Here is a 21,592-nt window from a genome sequence, read left to right on the forward strand (position 1 = left end):
GAAAGGAGACAGTCCGATGGAGTCGACCCACACGTCCACACTGCCGCTGGCCCGCGCCGGGGGCCGCCGTACCGGGGCGGTGCACCACCGGCCGCTCGACGTTCCCGGCGCCGCGCTGTGGCGGCGCCGCGAGTACGCCGAGGCCGCGCTGGCCGTTCTCATCCACCGCTACACCGGCGAGACCGACCTGGTCATCGCGGGTGACGGCGACGTCGCCTGGCCGATCCGGGTCACCGGCGACACCACCGCGTGCGGCCTGCTGGTGGCCATCGGGTCCGCCCCGCTGGACGCCCACGACCCGCGGCCCGCCACCGGCGCCGTGCTCAGCGAAGCTCCTGGCGGGGTGCCGACGGCCGCGCTCACCGTGGTGGTCACCCGCGACGAAGCCCGGCTGCTGATGTCCGCGGACGACTTCGACGATGCCGCCGCCGACCAGTACGCGCTGCACCTGGGCCGCGTCCTGCACACGCTCGCGGCCGACCCGACCATCGCGGTACGCGACATCGCCCTGCTCACCGACGAGGACCGGCACCGCATCCTGGTGGACTGGAACCGGACCGACGCACCGGTGCCGCCCGCGTTCTTCCACGAGGTCGTCGCGGAGATCGCCGGGCGTGCCCCGGACGCGGTCGCGTTGACGTGGCCCGGCGGCACGCTCACGTTCGGGGAACTGGACCGGCAGGCCAACCAGCTCGCCCACCGGCTGGCCGCGCTCGGGGTCGGCCCGCACAGCCGGGTCGCCACCTGCTTCCCGCGCAGCGCGGAAAGCCTCGTGGCGCAGCTGGCCTGCTTCAAGCTGGCCGCCGCGGCGGTGCTGCTGGACCCGGACTTCCCGGTCGACCGGCTCCGGTACATGATCGAGGACGCGGAGTCCGTGGCCGTGCTGACCATGGCCGCCCACGAACCCAAGCTGTACGGCATCTGCCCGGTCGTCCCGCTGGACACCGCGGACTGGCGTACCGAGCCGGACACCGCGGTCAGCGAACCGGTCACCGCGGACCACCTCATCCACGTCTGCTACACCTCCGGCTCCACCGGCCGGCCCAAGGCCGTGCTGGTGCGCCACGGCGCGGCGCGCAACCTCATCCACAGCATGCGTACGGTCCTCGGCATCACCGCCGAGTCCCGCGGCACCTGGCTGGCCGCCCCCGGGTACGGCATGGTCGAGGTCGAATGCTTCTCCGTGCTGGCCGCGGGCGCACCCGTGCAGATCCCGGAGCCGTCCGTGGTGACCTCCCCGGTGTGGCTGCGCGACTGGCTGGTCGCCGAGCGGATCACCCACACGCTGCTCATGAAGGCCATGGCCGAACGGCTGTGGGAGCAGGAGTGGCCCGCCGAGACCGCGCTGCGCAACATCCGCATCTGCGGCGAACGGGTCCAGTCGTGGCCGTCCGGTCTGCCGTTCCACGTCTTCAACCTGTACGGCTCCGCCGAAGCGACCGTGGTCGCCACGTGCGACATCACCGAGCTGGGGCAGCGGCTGGGCGAGCACGGCCGGGCCCGGGAACTGCCCCCGATCGGGCGCCCGCTGCACAACGTCAAGACCTACGTGCTGGACGAGCGGCTGCAGCCGGTGCCGCCCGGCGTGGTGGGGGAGATCTGCGTGGCCGGCGACAGCCTGTCCGAGGGCTACCTCAACCAGCCCGAGGCCACCGCGAAGAAGTGGCTGCCCAACCCGATCGACCCGGCCCGGCACCCGATCCTGTACCGCACCGGCGACCTGGCCAGGTACTGGCCGGACGGCAACATCGAGATCGTCGGGCGTACGGACAACCAGGTGAAGGTGCGCGGCAACCGGGTGCACCTCGGCGAGATCGAGGTCGCGCTGGCCGCGCAGCCGGGCGTGCACCAGGCCGCGGTGCTGGCGCGCAAGGACGAGACCGGGGACACCCGGCTGGTCGCGTACCTGGAGCCGGAGACGGGCGCGGTCCCGTCGGTACGCCAGATCCGGTCGGCGCTGCGGGACCGCCTGCCGTCGTTCATGATCCCCGTGGCGTACGTGGTCGGCACGTTCCCGACCACCACCAACGGCAAGATCGACCGGAACGCGCTGCCGGAGCCGCCGAAATCGCGGCCCGACGTGGGCAGCGCGTACCAGGAGCCGCGCAACCCGATCGAGCAGCGCCTGCGGCAGCTCTGGGCGACCACGCTCGACCTGGAGGGCATCGGGGTGCTGGACAACTTCTTCGAACTCGGCGGCGACTCCATCCGGGCCGCGGCGCTGACCGCGCAGATCCAGGAGTTCTTCCGGGTCGAGACCTCGGTCGACGACCTGTTCGACGACCCCAGCATCGAACGCATGGCGCTGGCCGTGGGCGCCGCGCTGCGCGCCTGATCGGCACCATTCTCCGAGTGTGAATTCGTCATGATCGAATGTGAGGAATTCACGTCCTGGTCGTGACGTCGTCTGTAGGGCGGGCGGCACCATTGGTCCTACGCTGACCTGGTATCGGCGGAAGGGCAGGCGCAGAAAGGAACCGGGGAGGTCCGGTCCGCCCGCTCCACACAAAGAATCGTCGGTCGCCGTTCTGTTCCGGTGTCCACGATCCGAATTCCAGTAATGCGCCGGTGCCCCCCTGCGCGCCGAAACCGAGGCGTGCCGAGATCGGAAAAGAATTCCGACATCGAGGCGGAAGGAAAGGGAAAATGAGTTCTCCCAACGGCGGACGCCCGCCACTCGCGCTGTTGTGCAGCGCGCAGTTCATGCTCACGCTCGACTTCGCGATCGTGAACGTCGCATTGCCGGCGATGCACCGGGACCTGGGCTTCACCAGCGGCAGCCTGCCGTGGGTGATCGGCGCGTACGCGCTGTTCTTCGGCGGCTTCCTGCTGCTCGGTGGCCGCGCCGGTGACCTGTTCGGCCGCAAGCGGATGTTCGTCGCGGGCCTGATCGTGTTCACGCTCGCGTCGCTCGTCGGCGGGCTCGCCACCGTACCCATCGTGCTGATCCTCGCGCGGGCCCTGCAGGGCCTGTCCGCGGCAGCCGTGTCACCCGCGGTGCTGGCCCTGATCGCCGCCGGCTACCCCCAGCCCGCCGAACGGGCGAAGGCCATGGGTGTGTTCGGCGCGGTCGCGTCGGCCGGATTCGCCGGCGGTGTGCTCGCCGGTGGCATCCTCACCGAGACCCTGGGCTGGCGCTCAGTCATGTACGTCAATGTCCCGGTCGGCATCCTGCTGGTCGTCTCCGCGCTGCGCAAGCTCGCCCCGGACCACCAGGGCCACCAGGTCCGCCGCGTCGACGTCCCCGGCGCGCTGCTGGTCACGAGCGCGTTCTGCCTGTTCAGCTACGCGCTGACCATCGCCGCCGACAAGGGCTGGGGTGCCGGCTCGGTGATCTGGCCGATGGTGGCCGGTGCGGTGCTGCTGATCGCGTTCCTGATCCTGGAGACCCGGGTCAAGGAGCCGCTCGTCGCGCTCAGCATCTTCAAGATCCGCAGCGTCACGGGCGGCAACGCGGTGGCGTTCCTGTCCGGCGGCGTCATGTCCATCTCCACGTTCTGCCTGACCCTCTACATGCAGCAGATCCTGCACTACTCGTCGATCAAGACCGGGCTGGCGTTCTTCCCGCAGGCATTCGTGGTCGTGCTGGCCAGCCTTCCGGTGGCCAAGGCGACCATGAAGTACGGTCCCCGCCCGGTGCTGGTCGGCGGCGCGCTGTTCCTGCTGGCCGGTTCCCTGTGGCTGACGCAGGCGTCCGGGCCGGACTCGTACCTCAGCCATGTGCTGCCCGGCGGTGTCCTGCTCGGCCTCGGCGTGACGGTCATGATGATCACCACGGCGTTCGCCGCGACCACCGGCGTGCCGCCGCAGCAGATGGGCCTGGCGTCCGGTCTGTACAACTCGCTGCGCCAGCTCGGCGTGGGCCTGTGCCTGTCGGTCGCGGTCGCGATCGCCGGTCTCGGTGCCCTCGGCAGCGGTGTGGACAACTTCAAGACCGCGTTCAGCCTGTCCGCCGGGTTGTCGATCGTCATCGCGATCGTCTCCGCGGTGCTGGTCCCCGGCCGCAAGCCGGCGCCCGTCGCCGCCCCGGCCAGTTCCGCCCCGGCGGCGGCCCCGTCCCGCGAGCCCGTGGCGGTGACCGACTGACCCTTCTCTCCGCCCCACAGGAACGGCCCCGTCCCCCCGGCGGGGCCGTTCTGTGTCCGCGCCGTCCCGTGGTGTCCGCGGTCCCGTGGTGTCCGCGGTCCCGTGGTGTCCGCGGTCCCGTGGTGTCCGCCGTCCCGTGTGCGCGCCGCCCTGTTCGCGCCGCCCTGTTCGCGCCGCCCTGTTCGTCCGTCCCGTGTTCGCGCTGTTTCGCGCCCGGTCCGTGTGCCCGCGTTCCTCGGTCCCACCATTCGTGCGCCCGGCGTTCGGTGCGCGAGCTGATGACATGGCTCGTGATGGATCCATGTCGTCGACCGCTTCGCCATCGCAGATGGTCCTCGAAGCCCTATCGCTCTGATGTCGGCAATGGATCGGCCACGTCACCTGATCGATCTCGCGGGGTGGGTGGATGTCCCACGCAACCGCACGATTTCCGACCCGCCCCGATTCATTTACGACATCAGACCTGTAAGGGCTTGCAGGAGACCCCCGGGAGTTGCCCTTCCGAGCCCGGCGGAACCGGCCGCCACCCGGCACTGGGCCCGCCACCCGGCACTGGGCCCGCCACCCGGCACTGGGTCACGCCGGACCCAAGCCGCCCCGCTGCCGCGTGCGCGCAACGCAACCGGCGGGGCCGCCACTGTTGCCTCGGCGCCGACTGTCTGTCCGTCACGGGGGAACAAGCGCTGGGCGGCGGCGCTGCGCACGCTGCTTCGCCAAACCCTGCGCTACTTCGCCAAACCCTGCGCTGCGACTCCGAACCTGCGCCGTTGATCGTTCACGTGACGCGGTTTGCGAGGCGACAACGCATCCTTATCGCGCGACCGTTGTTCTCCCGTGGTTACCAACATAGCGTTTTAGTTGGTAACCACGGGAGGGGAATGATGGCGGAGATCATCGTCGCCGGAGGCGGCATCGGCGGGCTGGCCGCGGCGCTGGCCGTCGCCGCCCGCGAGCACCGCGTCACCGTCCTGGAACGACAGGACACGTTCGCCGAGTACGGCGCCGGCATCCAGCTGGCCCCCAACGCGTTCCACGCGCTGGACCGCCTCGGCGTGGGCGAGCGGGTGCGCGAGCGGGCGGTGTTCATCGACGAACTGCGGCTCATGGACGGCCGCACCGGGCGCAGGCTCGCCGGCATGCCGCTGACCGGCCGGTACCGGGCCCGATTCGGCAACCCGTACGCGGTGGTGCACCGCGGCGACCTCTACGAGGCCCTGCTCGGCGCATGCCGGGCCGACGACCGGATCGAGCTGCGCGCCGGGTGCGCGGTCACGGCGTACACCCAGGACCCAGACCGGGTCACCGCACACACCGCCGGTGGCGAGCGGGTTACCGGCGCCGCCCTGATCGGCGCCGACGGGATCCGTTCCGTGGTGCGCGCCCAGCTCGTCGGCGACGGCCGCCCCCGCGTGTCCGGGCACACCATCTACCGCGCGGTCATCCCGATGCACCGCGTGCCGGCGGACCTGCGCTGGAACGCGGTCACGCTGTGGGCCGGACCGCGGTGGCACTTCGTGCACTATCCGATCGGCGGCGGCGAGTTCCTCAACCTGGCCGCCACCCGCGACGACGGCGCACGCCGCGAAGTCACCGGACAGGCGGTGGAGCGGGCGCACGTGCTGGACCAGTTCCCCGCGCTGGGCGGCGCCGCGCGGCGGCTGCTGGAACTCGGCGACGGCTGGCGCTCGTGGGTGCTGTGCGACCGCGACCCGGTGGACCGCTGGGTCGACGGGCGCGTCGCCCTGCTGGGCGACGCCGCCCACCCCATGCTTCAGTACGCCGCCCAGGGCGCGTGCACCGCACTGGAGGACGCGGTCGTGCTCGGCCGGTTCCTCGCGATCGGGGCGCTGCCGCAGGGCCTCAGCGCATACGCCGCGCACCGCCGGGATCGCACCGCCCGCATCCAGCTGCTGGCGCGGGAGATGGGCAGCCGGCTGTACCACGTCGCGGGCGATGAGGCCCGCGACCGGGACCGGATGCTGGCCGCACTGACCGCCGACGACATGTACGACACGGTCGCGTGGCTGCATGGTCCGGAAGCGCTGGACGCGGGAACAGCGGCGCCCGCGACCCGCCGCCCGCTCGCCTCCCGCGTCCGGGCCGCCGCGCCCCGGGGATCCGGAGCGGGCAGCGTCCTGACACTGGCACCTACCAACAGGGGAACGACGGTAACGGGTGAAGCCTGCGACGGCGCGCCGTCCGTACTGAAGGAGGCGGCGTGAACGCGTTGCGCTGGCTCACCGCGGGCGAGTCGCACGGCTCCGCGCTGGTCGCCACACTGGAGGGTCTGCCCGCCGGGGTGCCCGTCACGACCGCCGACCTCGCGGACGCGCTGGCCCGGCGGCGGCTCGGACACGGCCGCGGCGCCCGGATGAGCTTCGAACGCGACCAGGTCACCATCGTCGGCGGCGTACGCCACGGCCGCACGCTCGGCTCGCCCGTGGCGATCCTGGTGGCCAACACCGAATGGGCCAAGTGGGAACAGGTCATGGCCCCCGACCCGGTGCCCGCCGAAACGCTGGCCGGGCTCGCCCGCAACGCCCCGCTCACCCGCCCCCGGCCCGGCCATGCCGACCTGGCCGGCATGCAGAAGTACGGCTTCGCCGACGCCCGCCCCGTACTCGAACGGGCCAGCGCCCGGGAGACCGCCGCCCGGGTGGCGCTCGGCGCGGTGGCCGCCGCGTACCTGATGACGACCGCCGGGGTGCGGATCGTGTCGCACGTCGTCGAGCTGGGCGGGGTGGCCGCCCCGGCCGGGACGTACCCGCAGCCCGAGGACGCCGGACGGCTCGACGCCGACCCGGTGCGCTGCCTCGACCCGGGTGCGAGCGCCGCGATGGTGGCGCGCGTCGACGAGGCGCACCGGGCCGGGGACACGCTCGGCGGGGTCGTGGAGGTCCTCGCGTACGGGATGCCGGTGGGTCTGGGCTCGCACGCCCACTGGGACCGGCGGCTGGACGCCCGCCTGGCGGCCGCGCTCATGGGCATCCAGGCCATCAAAGGCGTCGAGGTCGGCGACGGCTTCGCCCTGGCCCGGGTGCCCGGCTCGGCGGCGCACGACGAGATCGTGCCGGACGGCGCCGGAGTGCGGCGGACCTCCGCCCGGGCGGGCGGCATCGAAGGCGGGGTCAGCACCGGCGAACCGTTGCGGGTGCGGGCCGCGATGAAACCGATCGCCACCGTGCCGCGGGCGCTGTCCACGGTGGATGTTGCCACCGGGGCGCCCGCCCGGGCCCACCACCAGCGGTCCGACGTCTGCGCGGTGCCCGCCGCCGGCATCGTCGCCGAGGCGATGGTGGCGTTGGTGCTGGCCGACGCGGTCGCCGAGAAGTTCGGCGGGGACAGCGTGGCCGAAACCCGCCGCAACGTCGAGGGATACCTGGCTCACCTGCCCGTGGGATGAGCCGCCGCACCGCACTCAACTCGCACAGACGGAAAGGACACCGCAGATGACCACCCCCACGACGTCGCTGAACTACTTCGAGACCCGCGTCCCGCTGTCCGCCGAGCCGATGGAGGTCGCCGCCGGGCTCGCCGCCAGCGGCCTGTTCGAGTCGTACGTCGTGTACGAGAGCGGCGGCCGCTGGTCGTACGCCGGAGGCGCCCGCGCCGAGCTGACCCTGGACCGTACCGGCGCCCGGCTGCGCCACACCGGCCGTCCCGACGTCGTACGCCCCTGGTCCGACCGGCCGCTGCGGCTCGTCTCCGACCTGCTCGACACGGTCGAGGTCCCCGCGTGGCGGGCGTACGGCTGGGCCGCGTTCGAGCTGTCGTACGCAAAATCCGGCGACCTCGACCACGTCGGCGACGGCCCGCTGCTGCACCTGGTGATCCCCGAGGTCGAGGTGCGCCTGCGCGACGGCCACGCCGAGGTGCGCGCCGCCGACCAGGTCACGCTCGCCGTCCTGCTGGACACGCTGTCCGTCCTGCCGCCCGTGCCGGGCGCCGAACCCCGCCCGCTGGACGTGCGCAACCGCGGCGTCGGCGGGTACCGGGAGTCCGTGGCCCGGGCGGTCGACGAGATCAACCGCGGCGAACTGCACAAGGTCATCCTGTCCCGGGTGGTCGACGTGGACGACGACATCGACCTGGTCGCCACGTACCTGGCCGGGCGGCGCGGCAACAACCCGGCGCGGTCGTTCCTGCTGCGCCTGGGCGGCGAGGAGGCGGTCGGGTTCAGCCCTGAGATCGTCGTCAAGGTCACCGCGGACGGTGAGGTGGTCAGCCAGCCCCTGGCCGGCACCCGCGCGCTGACCCCGGACCTGCTCGCCAACGAGGCGCTGCGGGCGGACCTGTTCGGCTCCGCCAAGGAGGTGTACGAGCACGCCATCTCGGTCAAGGTCGGCACGGACGAGCTGGAGGAGGTGTGCGAGACCGGCAGCATCGGGGTGCCCGAGTTCATGGCGATCCGCGAACGCGGCACGGTCCAGCACCTGGCGTCCCAGGTCGCCGGGCGGCTCGCCCCGGGCAAGCGGGCGTGGGACGCGTTCGGGGCGGTGTTCCCCGCGGTCACCGCGTCGGGCGTGCCCAAGAGCGCCGCGTACACCGCGATCCGCCGCCACGAGCCGGAGGGCCGCGGCCTGTACAGCGGGGCGGTGCTGACCATCGACGCCGACGGGGCGATGGACGCGGCGCTGGTGCTGCGCAGCGCGTACCGCAAGGGTGGCCGGACGTGGCTGCGCGCGGGCGCCGGCATCGTCGGGCAGTCCACACCGGAACGAGAGTTCGAGGAGACGTGCGAGAAGCTCGACAGCGTCGCCCGGTACCTCGTCCCCGCCCGGGCCGGGACAGTGTGATGCGCGTCGACGACGTGTACCTCGCCGGCATCGGCAGCGAGCTGCCCCCCGCGACCGGCATCGCCGACGCGGTCCGCCGCGGCTGGTATGACGAGGCCGACGCCCGGAACTCCGGGTTGCTGAGCGTCCGCATCGCGGGTCACACACCCGCACCCGAACTGGCCGCGCGGGCCGCCACGGTGGCGTTGCGCCGCAGCGGGCACGGCCCGGACGACATCGGGGCCGTGCTGCACAGCGGCACGTTCCACCAGGGACCGGACGGCTGGTCCGCCCCCCACTACGTGCTGCGGCACGCCGTCGACCGCCCGGTCACCGCGATCGAGGTACGCCAGGGCTGCCTCGGCATGATCGCCGCCCTGGAGATGGCCGCGCATCGGCTCGCCGCGGGCACCGACCACGACGCGGTGCTGCTCACCGCGGGCGACAACTTCGGCGCCCCGCTCGTGGACCGGTGGCGCGCGTCGACGCTGTTCGTCCTCGCCGACGCGGGCGCCGCCGTGGTGGTCTCCCGGCGGGGCGGGTTCGCCCGGGTGCGCTCGTTCGCGGCCGTCTCCGACCCGCGCATGGAGGAACTGCACCGCGGCGGGGAGGCACTGTTCCCGCCCGGCGTCACGGTCGGGCGCGGCCTCAACTTCGAGGAACGCAGCGCGTACTGGCGGCAGCAGTGGGCCAGTGGTGCCGCACCGCCGATGGGCAACTTCGGCGACTGTGTGGCCGACGCGGCCGACCGGGCGCTGGCCGACGCGGGCGTGCCGTGGGACAAGGTGGCCCGGGTCTGCCACGTCGGATACGCCCGCGGCCCGCTGCAGGCCATGCTGCTCGACCCGCTGGGCATCGACGCGGAGCTCGGCGTGTGGGACCTGACCCGGCACGTCGGGCACGCGGGCGCCGCCGACCCGTTCCTCGCCCTGGAACGGCTGTGGCTCGACGGCGCCGTCGTGCCCGGCGACCACCTGCTGCTCATCGGCGCCACCCCCGGCATGGAGGCCGGGTGCGCGGTCGTCGAGATCACCGCCGGACACCGGCCTGAAGGAGGCGACCATGCTTGACGGATGCACGCCGTGGCCCGCGCAGACCGCGGCCCGCTACCGCCGCGCCGGATGGTGGCGCGGGGAAACCCTCGGCGACCTGCTGCGGGCATGGGCCACCACGTACGCGGACCGCACCGCCCTGGTCGCCGGCCCCGACCGGATCACATACCGGGAGCTGGACGCCCGGGTGGACCGGATGGCGGCGGGCTTCGCCCGGCACGGTGTGCGGCCCGGCGACCGGGTCGTGCTGCAACTGCCCAACGTGCCGGAGTTCGTGATCGTCGCGTTCGCGCTGTTCCGGGCGGGCGCCGCCCCGGTGTTCTCACTGGCGTCGCACCGGGCCAGCGAGATCCGCCACCTGGCCGAGTTGTCCGGCGCGGTCGGCTACGTCGTACCCCGTGAGCACCGCGGCTTCGACCACACCGCGCTGGCCCGCCGGATGCTGGACGAGGTGCCGGGCCTGCGGCAGGCGTTCGTGCTGGACGGCGTACGCGGCGACCACCGCCTGGTGCCGTTGGCCGACGTGGACGCCGAGCCGGTCACGCCGTATCCGGCGGTCGCCTCCGATGTAGCGTTCTTCCTGCTCTCCGGCGGCACCACGGCGCTGCCGAAGCTGATCCCGCGGACCCACGACGACTACGCGTACCAGGTGCGGACCGTGTCCGAGCTGTGCGGGGTGAGCGCGGACGACGTGTACCTGGCCGCGCTGCCGGTGGAGTTCAACTTCACCTGGGGCTGCCCCGGGGTCATCGGCACGCTGTCCCGCGGCGGCACGGTCGTCATCGCCGAGGACCCCGGCCCCGACCGCTGCTTCGAGCTGATCGCCGCGGAGCACGTCACGATCACCTCGGTGGTGCCCACGGTCGCCCAGCTCTGGCTGGAGGCCGCCGAATGGGGCGACGCGGACCTGTCCAGCCTGCGGCTCATCCAGATCGGCGGCGCGAAGCTGCAACCCGAACTGGCCGCCCGGATCACACCGGCGCTGGGCTGCCGGCTGCAGCAGGTGTTCGGGATGGCCGAGGGCCTGCTGTCGATGACCCGCGACGGCGACGACCCGCACACCGTCGTGCACACGCAGGGGCGCCCGGTGTCGGACGGCGACGAGATACGCATCGTCGGCGAACACGATGAGGACCTGCCGCCCGGGCAGGTCGGGGAACTACTCACCCGCGGCCCGTACACGCTGCGCGGGTACTACCGGGCCGCCGAGCACAACCGGCGCGCGTTCACCGCGGACGGGTTCTACCGCACCGGCGACCTGGCCCAGCTCACCGAGGACGGCAACCTCGTCATCGAGGGCCGGCTCAAGGACGTGGTCATCCGCGGCGGCGACAAGATCTCCGCCGGGGAGGTGGAACGGCACCTGCTGACCCACCCGCTGGTCAGCCGCGCTGCGGTCGTCCCCGTACCGGACGACTACCTGGGCGAGCGCACGTACGCGTTCCTGGTGTGCCCGGCCGGGCAGCCCACCCTGCCCGACCTCAAACGGGCCCTGCACGAGCGCGGGCTCGCCGAGTACAAGCTGCCCGACCGGGTGGAGTTCGTGGCCGCGTTCCCGCTCACCCCGCTCGGCAAGGTCGACAAGAAGGTCCTTGCCGCCGCGGCCGCCGACCGCGCCGCTCCCCGCGACTGGACCGCCACCTGAGAAGGGACCACCGACATGAGCACACCCCTCGCCGCCCCGCCGGCCGCGGACGACCTCCGCCGCGCCGTCGCGGGCATCCTCGGCGTCGACCCGGACGGGATCCCGGGCGACGCGAACCTCGTCTACCTCGGACTCGGCTCCCTGGAGGTGATGCGGCTGGCCACCGGGTGGCGCCGCGCCGGGCTGCGCGTGCCGTTCGCCGACCTGGCCGCCGACCCCACCATCGACGCATGGGCCGCGCACCTGACCGCCGCCTGGGAGTCAGCCCAGGACACGGGCGGTGCCGGATGAGCATGCTGCTGATCCGCGGCGGGCACCTGTACCCGTCCGATGCCGGCGCATCGGTGATCCCGGACGGCGCGGTGCTGGCCGACGGCGGCCGCATCGTCGCCGCCGGACCCACCGCCGACGTCGAGGCGCTCGTCGCGCCAGAGTCGCGCGCCACGCTCCGCACGGTCGACGCCACCGGCGCGATGATCCTGCCCGGCTTCGTCAACCCGCACTGGCATGACCTGTTCGCGTTGCGGTTTCCGTTCAAGGGGGCGCTGCGTCCGGCCACCGACCGCGGCGACGTGGCCGCGTTCATGGCGCTGGGCGGGGACATGCCGCAGATCTCGATGATGTTCGACGCGTTCACCGACCAGATCGACCGGCTCACCCCCGACGAGGCCGTGGCGATCGCCCGCTACTCGATGTGGACCCAGCTGCGGTCAGGGGTCACCACGCTCGCCGACGTCGGCTCGTACAACCGGCCCGAGGCGCTGGTCACCGCGGCCCGCGAGCTCGGCCTGCGCGCCGTGATCAGCACCTGGGCGTCGGACGCGGTGTGCGCTCCGGGTGAGTCGCGGTTCCGGCGTACCCGGGACACCGACGCGGTCCTGCACCGCATCGAGGCGCTGCTGGCCGCGGCCGCCGCCGACCCGGACGGCCTGGTCCGGGCACGGCCCGCGGCCGTCTACGGCACCAACATGACCGACGAGCTGGGCGCGGGCTTCCGCGACCTGATGGACCGGTACGACGTGCCGTTCGCCACCCACGTCGCGGCGCTGCGCAACGAAGCGGAGGCGATGCGCACGTACTACGGCACCACCGGGATCCGCCGCTTCGCGGACCTGGGCCTGCTGACCGACAGGTTCATGGCGGTGCACTGCGGGTTCGCCGACCCCGACGAACGCAAACTGCTCATCGACGCGGGTGTGCACATCAACCACTCACCGGCCAAGTACGGCCCGGTGGGGGAGTCCACGCTCACCGAGACCCGGGTCATCCCGGAACTGCGCCGCGCCGGACTCGACGTGTCCCTGTCCACCGACGGGGCGGCTCTGCCGGTGGGCGGCATGGCCGAGGCGATGCGGGTCACCTGGCAGTCGTACACCGAGATGTACGCCGACCCGACCGAGGTGCTGCCCACCGACGCACTGGCCATGGCCACCAGCGTCGCGGCCCGCGGACTGGGCTGGGCCGACGAGATCGGCAGCCTGGAACCCGGCAAACGCGCCGACGTGGTGCTGATCCGCGCCGACGACTGGCGATATCTGCTCAACCCGCGGCCCCTGGAGGGTTTCCTCACCCTCGGCGGCTCCGCGGACGTGGACACCGTCGTGGTGGGCGGCGAGGTGCTGGTCGCCGAAGGCCGCCCCACCCGTGTCGACGAGGCGGTGCTGCAAGCCGAATACCTGCGCGCGGTCGGCGCGTTCTCGGTCCGCTGCCTCGGCGTGGACCCGGACGCGGTGGCCACCCGGATCCGCCGCCACGAACCCCGGAGAGGCTGAGATGAGCACACGAGTCGCCCTGGTCACGGGCGCGGCCGGCGGCATCGGCGACGCGGTCGTGCGGGCGCTGGCCCGCGACGGCACCCCGGTCGCCGCGGTCGACGCCCGCGCCGACCTGCTCGACCTGCTCGTGAAGGACCTGGCCGCGGACGGCCACACCATCCGCGGGTACGCGGTGGACGTGCGCTCCACCACCGAGGTCGACACCGCCGTGGAACGCGTCGAGCAGACCCTGGGCCCCATCCACTACCTGGTCAACGCGGCCGGGGTGCTGCGCGCCGGGCCCGCCGCCTCGTTCACCGACGACGACTGGGACCTCACGTTCGCGGTCAACACCACCGGTGTGTTCCACGTCAGCCGGGCGGTGTCGGCCCGGATGATCCCCCGCCGCTCCGGCGCCATCGTCACCGTGGCCAGCAACTCCGCCCGCACCCCCCGCTGGCACATGGCCGCGTACGCCGCGTCCAAGGCCGCCGCCACCGCGTTCACCAAGAACCTCGGCCTGGAACTCGCCCAGTACGGCATCCGGTGCAACGTGGTCGCCCCCGGCTCCACGGACACCCCGATGCTGACCTCGCTGTGGAACGGCGACGACGCCCGTCGGGCCTCCATCGAAGGCACCCCGGAGACGTTCCGGGTCGGCATCCCGCTGCGGCGGCTGGCCAACCCGGAGGACGTCGCGGACGCGGTGCTGTTCCTGCTGTCCGACCGCGCCCGGCACATCACGTTGCACGACCTGACCGTGGACGGCGGCGCCGCCCTCGGGACCTGACACCCAGTCCGGGCGGGCTCTGCCGGGCTCGGCACCCGTGACACCCATCCCACCGACGGAGGCACCGATGGCCCTACCGACGATCGCACCGTACGCCATGCCGACGGAGGCGGAGCTGCCCGCGAACGTCGCACCCTGGAGGATCGACGCCCAGCGGGCGGTGCTGCTCGTACACGACATGCAGAACTATTTCCTGCGGCCGTTCCCGCCGCGGCAGGCCCCGCTGACCGACCTGGTGCGCAACATCGCCGCGCTGCGGGAACGCTTCACCGCGGCGGGCGCCCCGGTCGCATACACCGCGCAGCCCGGTGGCATGTCGGACGCGCAGCGGGGCCTGCTGAAGGACTTCTGGGGACCGGGCATGACCACCGACCCGGAACACCGGTCGATTCTGACCGGACTGGATCCGTCCGACACCGACGTGTTGCTCACCAAGTGGCGTCCGAGCGCGTTCTGCCGCACCGACCTGCTGTCGCTGCTGCGCGACCGCGGCCGCGACCAGCTCGTCATCTGCGGGGTGTACGCGCACGTCGGCATCCTGATGACCGCGCACGAGGGGTTCTCCCACGACATCGAGACGTTCGTGGTCGGCGACGCCGTCGCCGACTTCACCGCCGACGATCACGCCATGGCGTTGCGCTATGCCGCAGCCCGGTGCGCAGTGACGGTCTCCACCGCCGCAGCGCTGTCCATGCTGGACGGAGAACCGACATGACATCCGACCTGCTCGACCGCGTCCTGGGATCGGATGGACTCCCGTTCGCGCTGCTGCACCGGCCCGGCACCACGGGCGACGACCGTATCGACGTACTCGTGGGCGACGTGACCACGCCCGCGCGCGTCGCGGACATCCCGCTGCCGCCGCGCGGCTCCCGCGGGCGGCACGAGGTGCTGGCGGTGCTGCCGTACCGGCAGATCGCCGAGCGGGGTTTCGCCTGCCCCGACGACGGCACCCCGCTGCTGGCCCTCACGGTCACCGCGCAGGCCCGGGTCCGCGTCGCCGAGGCCATGCACCGGCTGCCCGACCAGCCGATCCATCTCGACGACGCGACGTTCGACGCGGACGACGACCAGTACGCCGCGACCGTGCGCAGGGTCATCGCGGAGGAGATCGGCCAGGGCACCGGCGCGAACTTCGTCATCAAACGCACGTTCACCGCGACGGTACGCGGCTGGTCAGCCCGGACCGCCCTGGCAGTGTACCGGCGGCTGCTGGGTCGCGACCCGGGTTCACATTGGACGTTCCTGGTGCACGCCGGCGGCCGTACCCTGGTCGGCGCATCACCGGAACGGCACATCAGCCTGGCGTCCGGCACTGCGGTGATGAACCCGATCAGTGGCACGTACCGGTATCCGGCGGACGGTCCGAAGCTGTCCGGGGTGCTGTCCTTCCTGTCCGACGCCAAGGAGGCCAACGAGCTGTACATGGTGCTGGACGAGGAACTGAAGATGATGGGCCGGGTGTGCGAGCTCGGCGGCCGGGCGGTCGGACCGTACCTGAAGCCGATGGCCCGGGTGGCGCACACGGAATACCTCATCGAGGGACACACCCGGATGGACGTACGGGACGTGCTGCGGGCGACCATGTTCGCCCCGACCGTCACCGGCGGTCCGGTGGAGAGCGCATGCCGGGTGATCAGCAAGTTCGAGCCGGACGGACGCGGCTACTACGCCGGGGTCCTCGCGCTGATCGGCCGGGACGCATCCGGCGCACGGGCCTTGGACTCCGCGATCGCGATCCGCACCGCGGACATCGACGCCGCGGGCCGGTTGCGCCTGTCGGTCGGCGCCACGCTCGTCCGCGACTCCGACCCGGTCGCGGAGGCGGCGGAGACCCGCGCCAAGGCCGCCGGCCTGCTCGACGCGCTGCGCGCCACCCCGCCGCCGCGGGCACCCGCCACGGTGGCGGGCAGCCCGGTTCCGGTGGAGGGTGGGCCGGTTCCGGTCGAGGGCGGGACGGTGGTGGTGGCCCGGCTGGGCGAGCACCGGGCCGTGCGCCAAGCCCTGGCGCAGCGCAACACCCCGCTCGGCAGGTTCTGGTTCGATCCGCCTGCCGGCCGCCGCCGCGACCTGCCCGCACTGCGCGGGCGGCGGCTCCTGGTGATCGACGCCGAGGACAACTTCACCCTGATGGCCCGGCATCTGATCGGGTCGCTCGGCTGCGAGGTGCACGTACGCCGCTTCGACGAACAGTACGACCTGCATGCGTACGATCTGGTGATCGTGGGCCCCGGCCCCGGTGATCCGACCGATCCGTCGGACGCGAAGGTCGCCCATCTGCGGTCGGAGACCCGTCGCCTGCTGGCATCCGACATCCCGTTCCTCGCGGTGTGCCTGGGACATCAGGTCCTCAGCACCGTGCTGGGCCTGCCGATCGAACGCAATCCCCGCCCCAATCAGGGCGTGCAACGCGAGATCGACGTATTCGGCCGGTCCGAGCTGGTCGGCTTCTACAACACGTTCGCGGCCCGCGCGGGCGCCGACGTGATCCCCAGCGTGCTGCGCCCCGGGACGGTCGCGGTGTCCCGCGACGCGCGCACCGGGGAGGTGCACGCACTGCGGGGCCCCGGGTTCGCGTCGGTGCAGTTCCATCCCGTGTCGGTGCTGACCCGTTCCGGTGTGGAGATCCTCGGAGACGTTCTCGGTGACCTGCTCACCGACGGCCCCCGTGGGTCGACCCTGTCGTCGCCCGCGACAGCCCGGTCCGTGACAGCCCGGTCCGCGACGCGCGGGTTCGCGGCGTGACGGCCTCAACCGCGAGAGCCGACGCACGGCGCAGCGTGCTGACACTCGGTGAGCGTTGGCCCCGGCCCGGTGCCCTGCCAGCCCTATATCGCTCTGATGCCGTGGATGGATCGAGATCGCCAAGCTCCAATTGATGAACGAGACGACAAGTGCGTACACTGCTGCATCGAGATCGATAAGTGCGTCCGCTGCTGGATCGAGGTAGCCGACCGCGCTCGCTGCTAGATCAAGATCGCCAAGTCGCCTGAGGCCCGTGGGCGTAGGCGGGGTGCACTGCCAGTCGCGCCGTGCCCGTGGCCGATCCATCTGCGACATCAGAGCGAAAAGGGTCGAGAAGACAAGCGGGGTGCGGGGCAGGCCCGTTCCGGTCAGGCCCGTTTCGAAAGGCGCGGCCCGCGGTGACGGGCACCCGAGCGGCCCGCGGTGACGGGCACCCGAGCGGCCCGCGGTGACGGGCACCCGAGCGGCCCGTGGTGACAGCGGCCCGCGCGGCCCGTGGTGGCGGGCGCCCGAGCGGCCCGTCGTGACGGGGACCCGCGCGGCCCGCGGTGGCAGCGACCCGCGCGGAACAATTTTCGATGGCCCGCATAAGCGACCATTATTGCCACTCCATTGCCCCGGAATGCTCGGCGCGAATACCGTCGGCACAGGTCATTCCCCAATGTCACGAGAGAGGGGGCCGGCGTGAAGTTCGGATCATTTTCCGCTTATATCGGCGGCCGGGATGTGGTCGGTGACGATCCGCGATACGTGTATACCGTCGCGGCGCGGCCGATCATCGAGGACACGTTCCCGCGGTTGCGCCACAAGCAGGACCTCGACCGGGGAGCCGCCGATCCGGCCCTGGCCGGCGACGGCGTCGTCGGGGCCTGCCTGGTAGCCGACGCGTCCATGGTGGACCGGGCACTCGATTCGGCCGCGGTTGCGGCCCGCGACTGGCGGCGGGTGCCGGTGGCCGACCGCCTCGAAGTGGGGCGGCGTATCGCCAAGCGGATCCTCGAACACCGCGATCCGCTGGTGGAGATCCTCGTCGCCGAGGGCACTCCGCGGTCTATGGCGGAGCCGATGATCGCCGGCCTGCCGTACACCAGCTGGAGCCCGGAAACCCTGGAGTGGTGCGCCGAGCAGCTGGAGATCCGCCGGTGGGACGGGGAGCGGGAGATGATCCTGCGCCGCGTCCCGGACGGCGTGGTGTGCATCAACCCGCCGCAGAACGCGGCCACGGTCAACGCCCTCAACGGCCTGACCGCGTTGCTGGCGGGCAACGCCGTGGTGGTGCGGGCGCCGCGCGGGGTCGGCCTGAGCTGCATGTACGCGATGCGCGAGATCGTCGCCCCGGTGCTGGCGGAGGCGGGTGCCCCGCCGGGGACCCTCAACGCGTTCTGCGGCCCCCCGATGCTGGAGGACTGGCTGGCCAGCCCGCACGTAGACGACGTGCTGTACTACGGCGGCAGCCGGAAGGGCCTGGAATTCGAGCGGGCTGCCGTGGCGGCCGGCAAGAAGCCGATTCTGGAGCTTGCCGGAAACGACTGCTGTGTGGTGTGGCACGACGCCGATCTGGACGCCGCGGTGCAGAGCGTCACGCAATTCTTCATGAATTCCGGGCAGATCTGCAACGTGCCCAATCAGGTCATCGCGCATCCGGCGATCGCGGACGAGTTGATCGCCCGCCTGGTCGTGGCGACCAAACAGATCCGGCCCGGTTTCCCCGACGAGCCCGGCGTGGTGCTCACCCCGGTGCTGGGGGTGGACTGGTTTTACGGGTGCCTCAACGAGGCTCTGGCCAAGGGGGCCCGCCTGGTGCACGGCGGCCGGCGACTCGAAGTGGACGGTTCGCCGTCGGCCACCGGCTTCTTCGTGGAGCCGACCATCGTGCGGCTGGACGGCCTGGCCGATGCGCGGTCGTTGTCGGTGGTCCGCGACGAGACGTTCTTCCCGTTGCTGCCGATCATCGTCCCGGCCCGCGGCGACGACACCGCGCTGCTCAACGAGGTGCTGCACTTCGTCAACTCCAACCCGTACGGGCTGCGCAACTCGGTGTGGACCAACGGTGCGGCCACGATCGACGCGTTCCTGGACGGGGTCACGAACGGCGGCACCCTGAAGATCAACGACTCGCACAGCGGTTTCCTGCCGTTCCTGCCCAACCAGGGCGGCCCCGGTCTCACCGGCGGCGCGTTCGGCGAGGCGAGCCACCCTATGCTGCGCACGACCCGGCTGCAGGCGGTCAGCGTCCTGCGCCCCGAGGGAGCCACGTCATGACCACGCGCACGCTGACCGTCACGGTGCCCGTTCCCGCCGCGCAGGTTGCCGAGCGGCTCGCCGACGACATCGCCTTCCCGGGGTACGCGGAGGACATCGTCGCCGTCTCCGACGCGGGGGACGGGCGCCGCGCCTGGGTGCTGGCGTTCCGCGGCGGGGTGGCGCGCTGGCTGCAGCATTCGCGGCGCACGGGCGGGGACGGCGAGCCGTACCGTATCGAATTCGAGCAGGTCAGCGGCGATTTCCAGGACCTGCGCGGGGGCTGGACCGTCACCTCGGTGCCCGACGGAAGCCAGGTGGTGTACGAGGTCGGCTTCCGCACGAGCGTGCCCCACCTGGCCGGGGCGATCGACTCGGCCGTCGGGCGGGTGCTGGTCCGCAGCGCCCACGACATCGTTTCCGCCCTGGGCCCGGTACGAGTGACCGGCGGCGGCCACTTCCTGCGGGATCTCATTTCCTGATCCGCCCTGGCGGCACCCGATGGCGGACGCACACCCATCACACGGAGGACAGCAATCATGGAGAACGTCTGCATCATCGGCGCCGGGGCGTCCGGCCTCACCGCCTGCCAGGCGCTGCAAGAACGCGGCATCGGGTTCGACTGCTACGAGTCGGGTTCCGAGGTCGGCGGCAACTGGCGCTACGGCAACGACAACGGCATGTCGTCGTCCTACCGGTCGCTGCACATCAACACGTCGAAGAATCTGTCCGAGTACCGCAGCTTCCCGATGCCCGCGGACTACCCGCCGTTCCCGAACCACGTCCAGATGGCCCACTATTTCGACGACTTCGTGGACCATTTCGGTTTCCGCGACTCGATCCTGTTCCGCACCGAGGTCATCCATGTGCGGCGTTCCGCGGACGGTGGCTGGACGGTGACCGCGCGGCACCGGGACACCGGGGTGGAGACCGTACGCCGGTACCGGGCGGTGCTGGTCGCGAACGGCCACCACTGGGATCCGCGGTGGCCGGAGCCCGGTTTCCCCGGCGCGGACACGTTCACCGGCACCCAGACCCACTCGCACCATTACAAGGTGCCGGACGCGTACGCGGGCAAGCGGGTCGTGGTGCTGGGTTTCGGAAACTCGGCGTCGGACATCGCGGTGGAGACCAGCAAGGTCTCGGCCCGTACGACGATGGCGATCCGCAGCGGCGGGTACGTGTTCCCGAAGTTCATGTTCGGCAAGGCCGCCGACGACATGATCAACCCGTTCATCACCCGGTTCATGCCGCGCGAGACGCAGCGGTGGGTCATGGCCGCGCTGCTGCGTACGACGATCGGCAAGGTCACCGACTACGGGCTGCCCGCCCCGCAGCACAAGCTGTTCAACTCGCATCCCACGGTGTCGGAGACGCTGCTCGCCGCGTTCGGCCACGGCGACCTCACCGCCAAGCCGACCATCAGCCACTTCGACGGCGACACGGTCCACTATGTCGACGGCACCAGTGAGGTCGCCGACGCGGTCATCTACTGCACCGGTTACAAAATCAGCTTCCCGTTCCTGGACGACGGCATCCTCGCCCCCACGGACAACGAGGTCGCGCTGTACCACCGGGTGATCGACCCGGCGCACGAAGGCCTGTACTTCATCGGCCTGTTCCAGCCCCTGGGCGCCACCACGGTTCTGGCGGAGGCGCAGGCGAAGTGGGTCGCCGACCTGCTCGCCGGTACGGCCGCGCTGCCGCCGGTGGCCGAGATGCGCGCGGAGATCGCCGGATACCGTGAGGCGCTCGCGAAGCGGTACGTCGCCTCCAAGCGGCACACCATCCAGGTCGACCACTACCCGTACCTGGCGGAGCTGGCGAAGGAACGCCGTGCCGGTGCGCGGCGGGCCCGCAAGGCTGCCCGGCGCCGTCCGGTGCCCCCGCTGCCCGCGGACTACCAGCCCCGGGAGGTCTCCGTGCATGTCGACGCGGACCCGATGACGGTGTGGCGGCTGATCAGCGACGTCAAGCAGATGGGCCGGTGGAGCCCGGAATGCCGCCGGTGCATCCCGCTGGGGCGTAACCGGGGCGTGGGCGGCCGGTTCATCGGCGTGAACCGGCGCGGCAAGGTCGTGTGGGTCACCATGAACCGCGTCGAGCAGGCCGAGCCCGGCCGGTCGTTCGCGTTCCGCACCATCACCAACGGGGTCCGCTGGGGCTACCGGCTGCAACCGCACGACGGGGGCACCCTGGTCACCGAGTGGTGGGACGTGTCCGGGCAGAGCCCTGCCCAGCGGGCACGGACCGCGTCGTTCGCCGAGATGCTGCTCGACGGGTACGGGGGTCACAACGACGAGCTGCTGCAGGGCATGCACACCACGCTGGCCCGGGTGAAGGCCGAGGCGGAACGGATCACCGGCCCGCGTCCGGCCGTCCCGTCATCCGAGCGCGACGTGGCCGCGGTCGCCGGATGAGGCTGTGCGGGCCCCGCAACCTGCGTGGGCCCGCCGCCGATATCCCGGACGGGTAATTTGAGTACGCGCACGGCGCGGCCGACA

15 protein-coding genes are annotated in these 21,592 nt (G+C 72.1%); all 15 read left to right on the forward strand.

Going from position 1 to position 21,592, the window contains the following annotated elements:
* Positions 1–16: 16 nt before the first annotated feature.
* The 15 genes from ACMCNK_RS29115 (at position 17) to ACMCNK_RS29185 (ending at position 21,508) form a co-directional block, all read left to right on the forward strand.
* Entirely contained in the window at positions 17–2,335 is a 2,319-nt protein-coding gene (locus tag ACMCNK_RS29115) for a non-ribosomal peptide synthetase (protein ID WP_412739532.1), read from the forward strand.
* A 311-nt stretch (positions 2,336–2,646) separates the two neighbouring features.
* A complete protein-coding gene (locus tag ACMCNK_RS29120) occupies positions 2,647–4,086 on the forward strand; it encodes an MFS transporter (protein WP_412739533.1) in 1,440 nt (479 codons plus the stop codon).
* Positions 4,087–4,967: 881 nt separating this feature from the next.
* Positions 4,968–6,308 carry a 3-hydroxybenzoate 6-monooxygenase gene (locus ACMCNK_RS29125; protein WP_412739534.1) on the forward strand — a complete coding sequence of 447 codons (1,341 nt, stop codon included), beginning with the start codon at positions 4,968–4,970 and terminating at the stop codon, positions 6,306–6,308.
* Positions 6,305–7,489, forward strand: a complete 1,185-nt coding sequence (aroC, locus tag ACMCNK_RS29130) for a chorismate synthase (protein ID WP_412739535.1) — start codon at positions 6,305–6,307, stop codon at positions 7,487–7,489. Before ACMCNK_RS29125 ends, aroC begins: the two co-directional genes overlap by 4 nt.
* A gap of 46 nt (positions 7,490–7,535) precedes the next feature.
* Positions 7,536–8,882 carry a salicylate synthase gene (locus ACMCNK_RS29135; RefSeq protein ID WP_412739536.1) on the forward strand — a complete coding sequence of 449 codons (1,347 nt, stop codon included), beginning with the start codon at positions 7,536–7,538 and terminating at the stop codon, positions 8,880–8,882.
* Positions 8,882–9,931 (forward strand): ketoacyl-ACP synthase III family protein, encoded by a 1,050-nt coding sequence (locus tag ACMCNK_RS29140; RefSeq protein ID WP_412739537.1) that lies wholly within the window; start codon positions 8,882–8,884, stop codon positions 9,929–9,931. The genes ACMCNK_RS29135 and ACMCNK_RS29140 overlap by 1 nt, the downstream gene beginning before the upstream one ends.
* On the forward strand, positions 9,924–11,558 hold the full coding sequence (locus ACMCNK_RS29145) for a (2,3-dihydroxybenzoyl)adenylate synthase (RefSeq protein WP_412739538.1): 1,635 nt from the start codon (positions 9,924–9,926) through the stop codon (positions 11,556–11,558). The genes ACMCNK_RS29140 and ACMCNK_RS29145 overlap by 8 nt, the downstream gene beginning before the upstream one ends.
* A 15-nt stretch (positions 11,559–11,573) precedes the next feature.
* Positions 11,574–11,849: a phosphopantetheine-binding protein gene (locus tag ACMCNK_RS29150; protein ID WP_412739539.1), complete on the forward strand. Its 276-nt coding sequence runs from the start codon at positions 11,574–11,576 to the stop codon at positions 11,847–11,849.
* A complete protein-coding gene (locus tag ACMCNK_RS29155) occupies positions 11,846–13,330 on the forward strand; it encodes an amidohydrolase family protein (protein ID WP_412739540.1) in 1,485 nt (494 codons plus the stop codon). The genes ACMCNK_RS29150 and ACMCNK_RS29155 overlap by 4 nt, the downstream gene beginning before the upstream one ends.
* Position 13,331: 1 nt before the next feature.
* A complete protein-coding gene (locus ACMCNK_RS29160; RefSeq protein WP_412739541.1) occupies positions 13,332–14,102 on the forward strand; it encodes a 2,3-dihydro-2,3-dihydroxybenzoate dehydrogenase in 771 nt (256 codons plus the stop codon).
* Positions 14,103–14,169: 67 nt separating this feature from the next.
* Positions 14,170–14,817, forward strand: a complete 648-nt coding sequence (locus ACMCNK_RS29165) for an isochorismatase family protein (protein WP_412739542.1) — start codon at positions 14,170–14,172, stop codon at positions 14,815–14,817.
* Positions 14,814–16,847 carry an anthranilate synthase family protein gene (locus tag ACMCNK_RS29170; protein WP_412739543.1) on the forward strand — a complete coding sequence of 678 codons (2,034 nt, stop codon included), beginning with the start codon at positions 14,814–14,816 and terminating at the stop codon, positions 16,845–16,847. Before ACMCNK_RS29165 ends, ACMCNK_RS29170 begins: the two co-directional genes overlap by 4 nt.
* 750 nt (positions 16,848–17,597) lie before the next feature.
* Positions 17,598–19,109 (forward strand): aldehyde dehydrogenase family protein, encoded by a 1,512-nt coding sequence (locus ACMCNK_RS29175; RefSeq protein WP_412739544.1) that lies wholly within the window; start codon positions 17,598–17,600, stop codon positions 19,107–19,109.
* The gene (locus ACMCNK_RS29180) at positions 19,106–19,570 is read left to right on the forward strand and encodes a type II toxin-antitoxin system RatA family toxin (protein ID WP_412739545.1); all 465 of its coding nucleotides are present in this window, start codon (positions 19,106–19,108) and stop codon (positions 19,568–19,570) included. Before ACMCNK_RS29175 ends, ACMCNK_RS29180 begins: the two co-directional genes overlap by 4 nt.
* Before the next feature lie 57 nt (positions 19,571–19,627).
* Positions 19,628–21,508 carry an NAD(P)-binding domain-containing protein gene (locus ACMCNK_RS29185; RefSeq protein WP_412739546.1) on the forward strand — a complete coding sequence of 627 codons (1,881 nt, stop codon included), beginning with the start codon at positions 19,628–19,630 and terminating at the stop codon, positions 21,506–21,508.
* Positions 21,509–21,592: the final 84 nt, after the last annotated feature.

The organism is Krasilnikovia sp. MM14-A1259 (assembly GCF_047159535.1).
GTDB lineage: Bacteria > Actinomycetota > Actinomycetes > Mycobacteriales > Micromonosporaceae > Actinoplanes.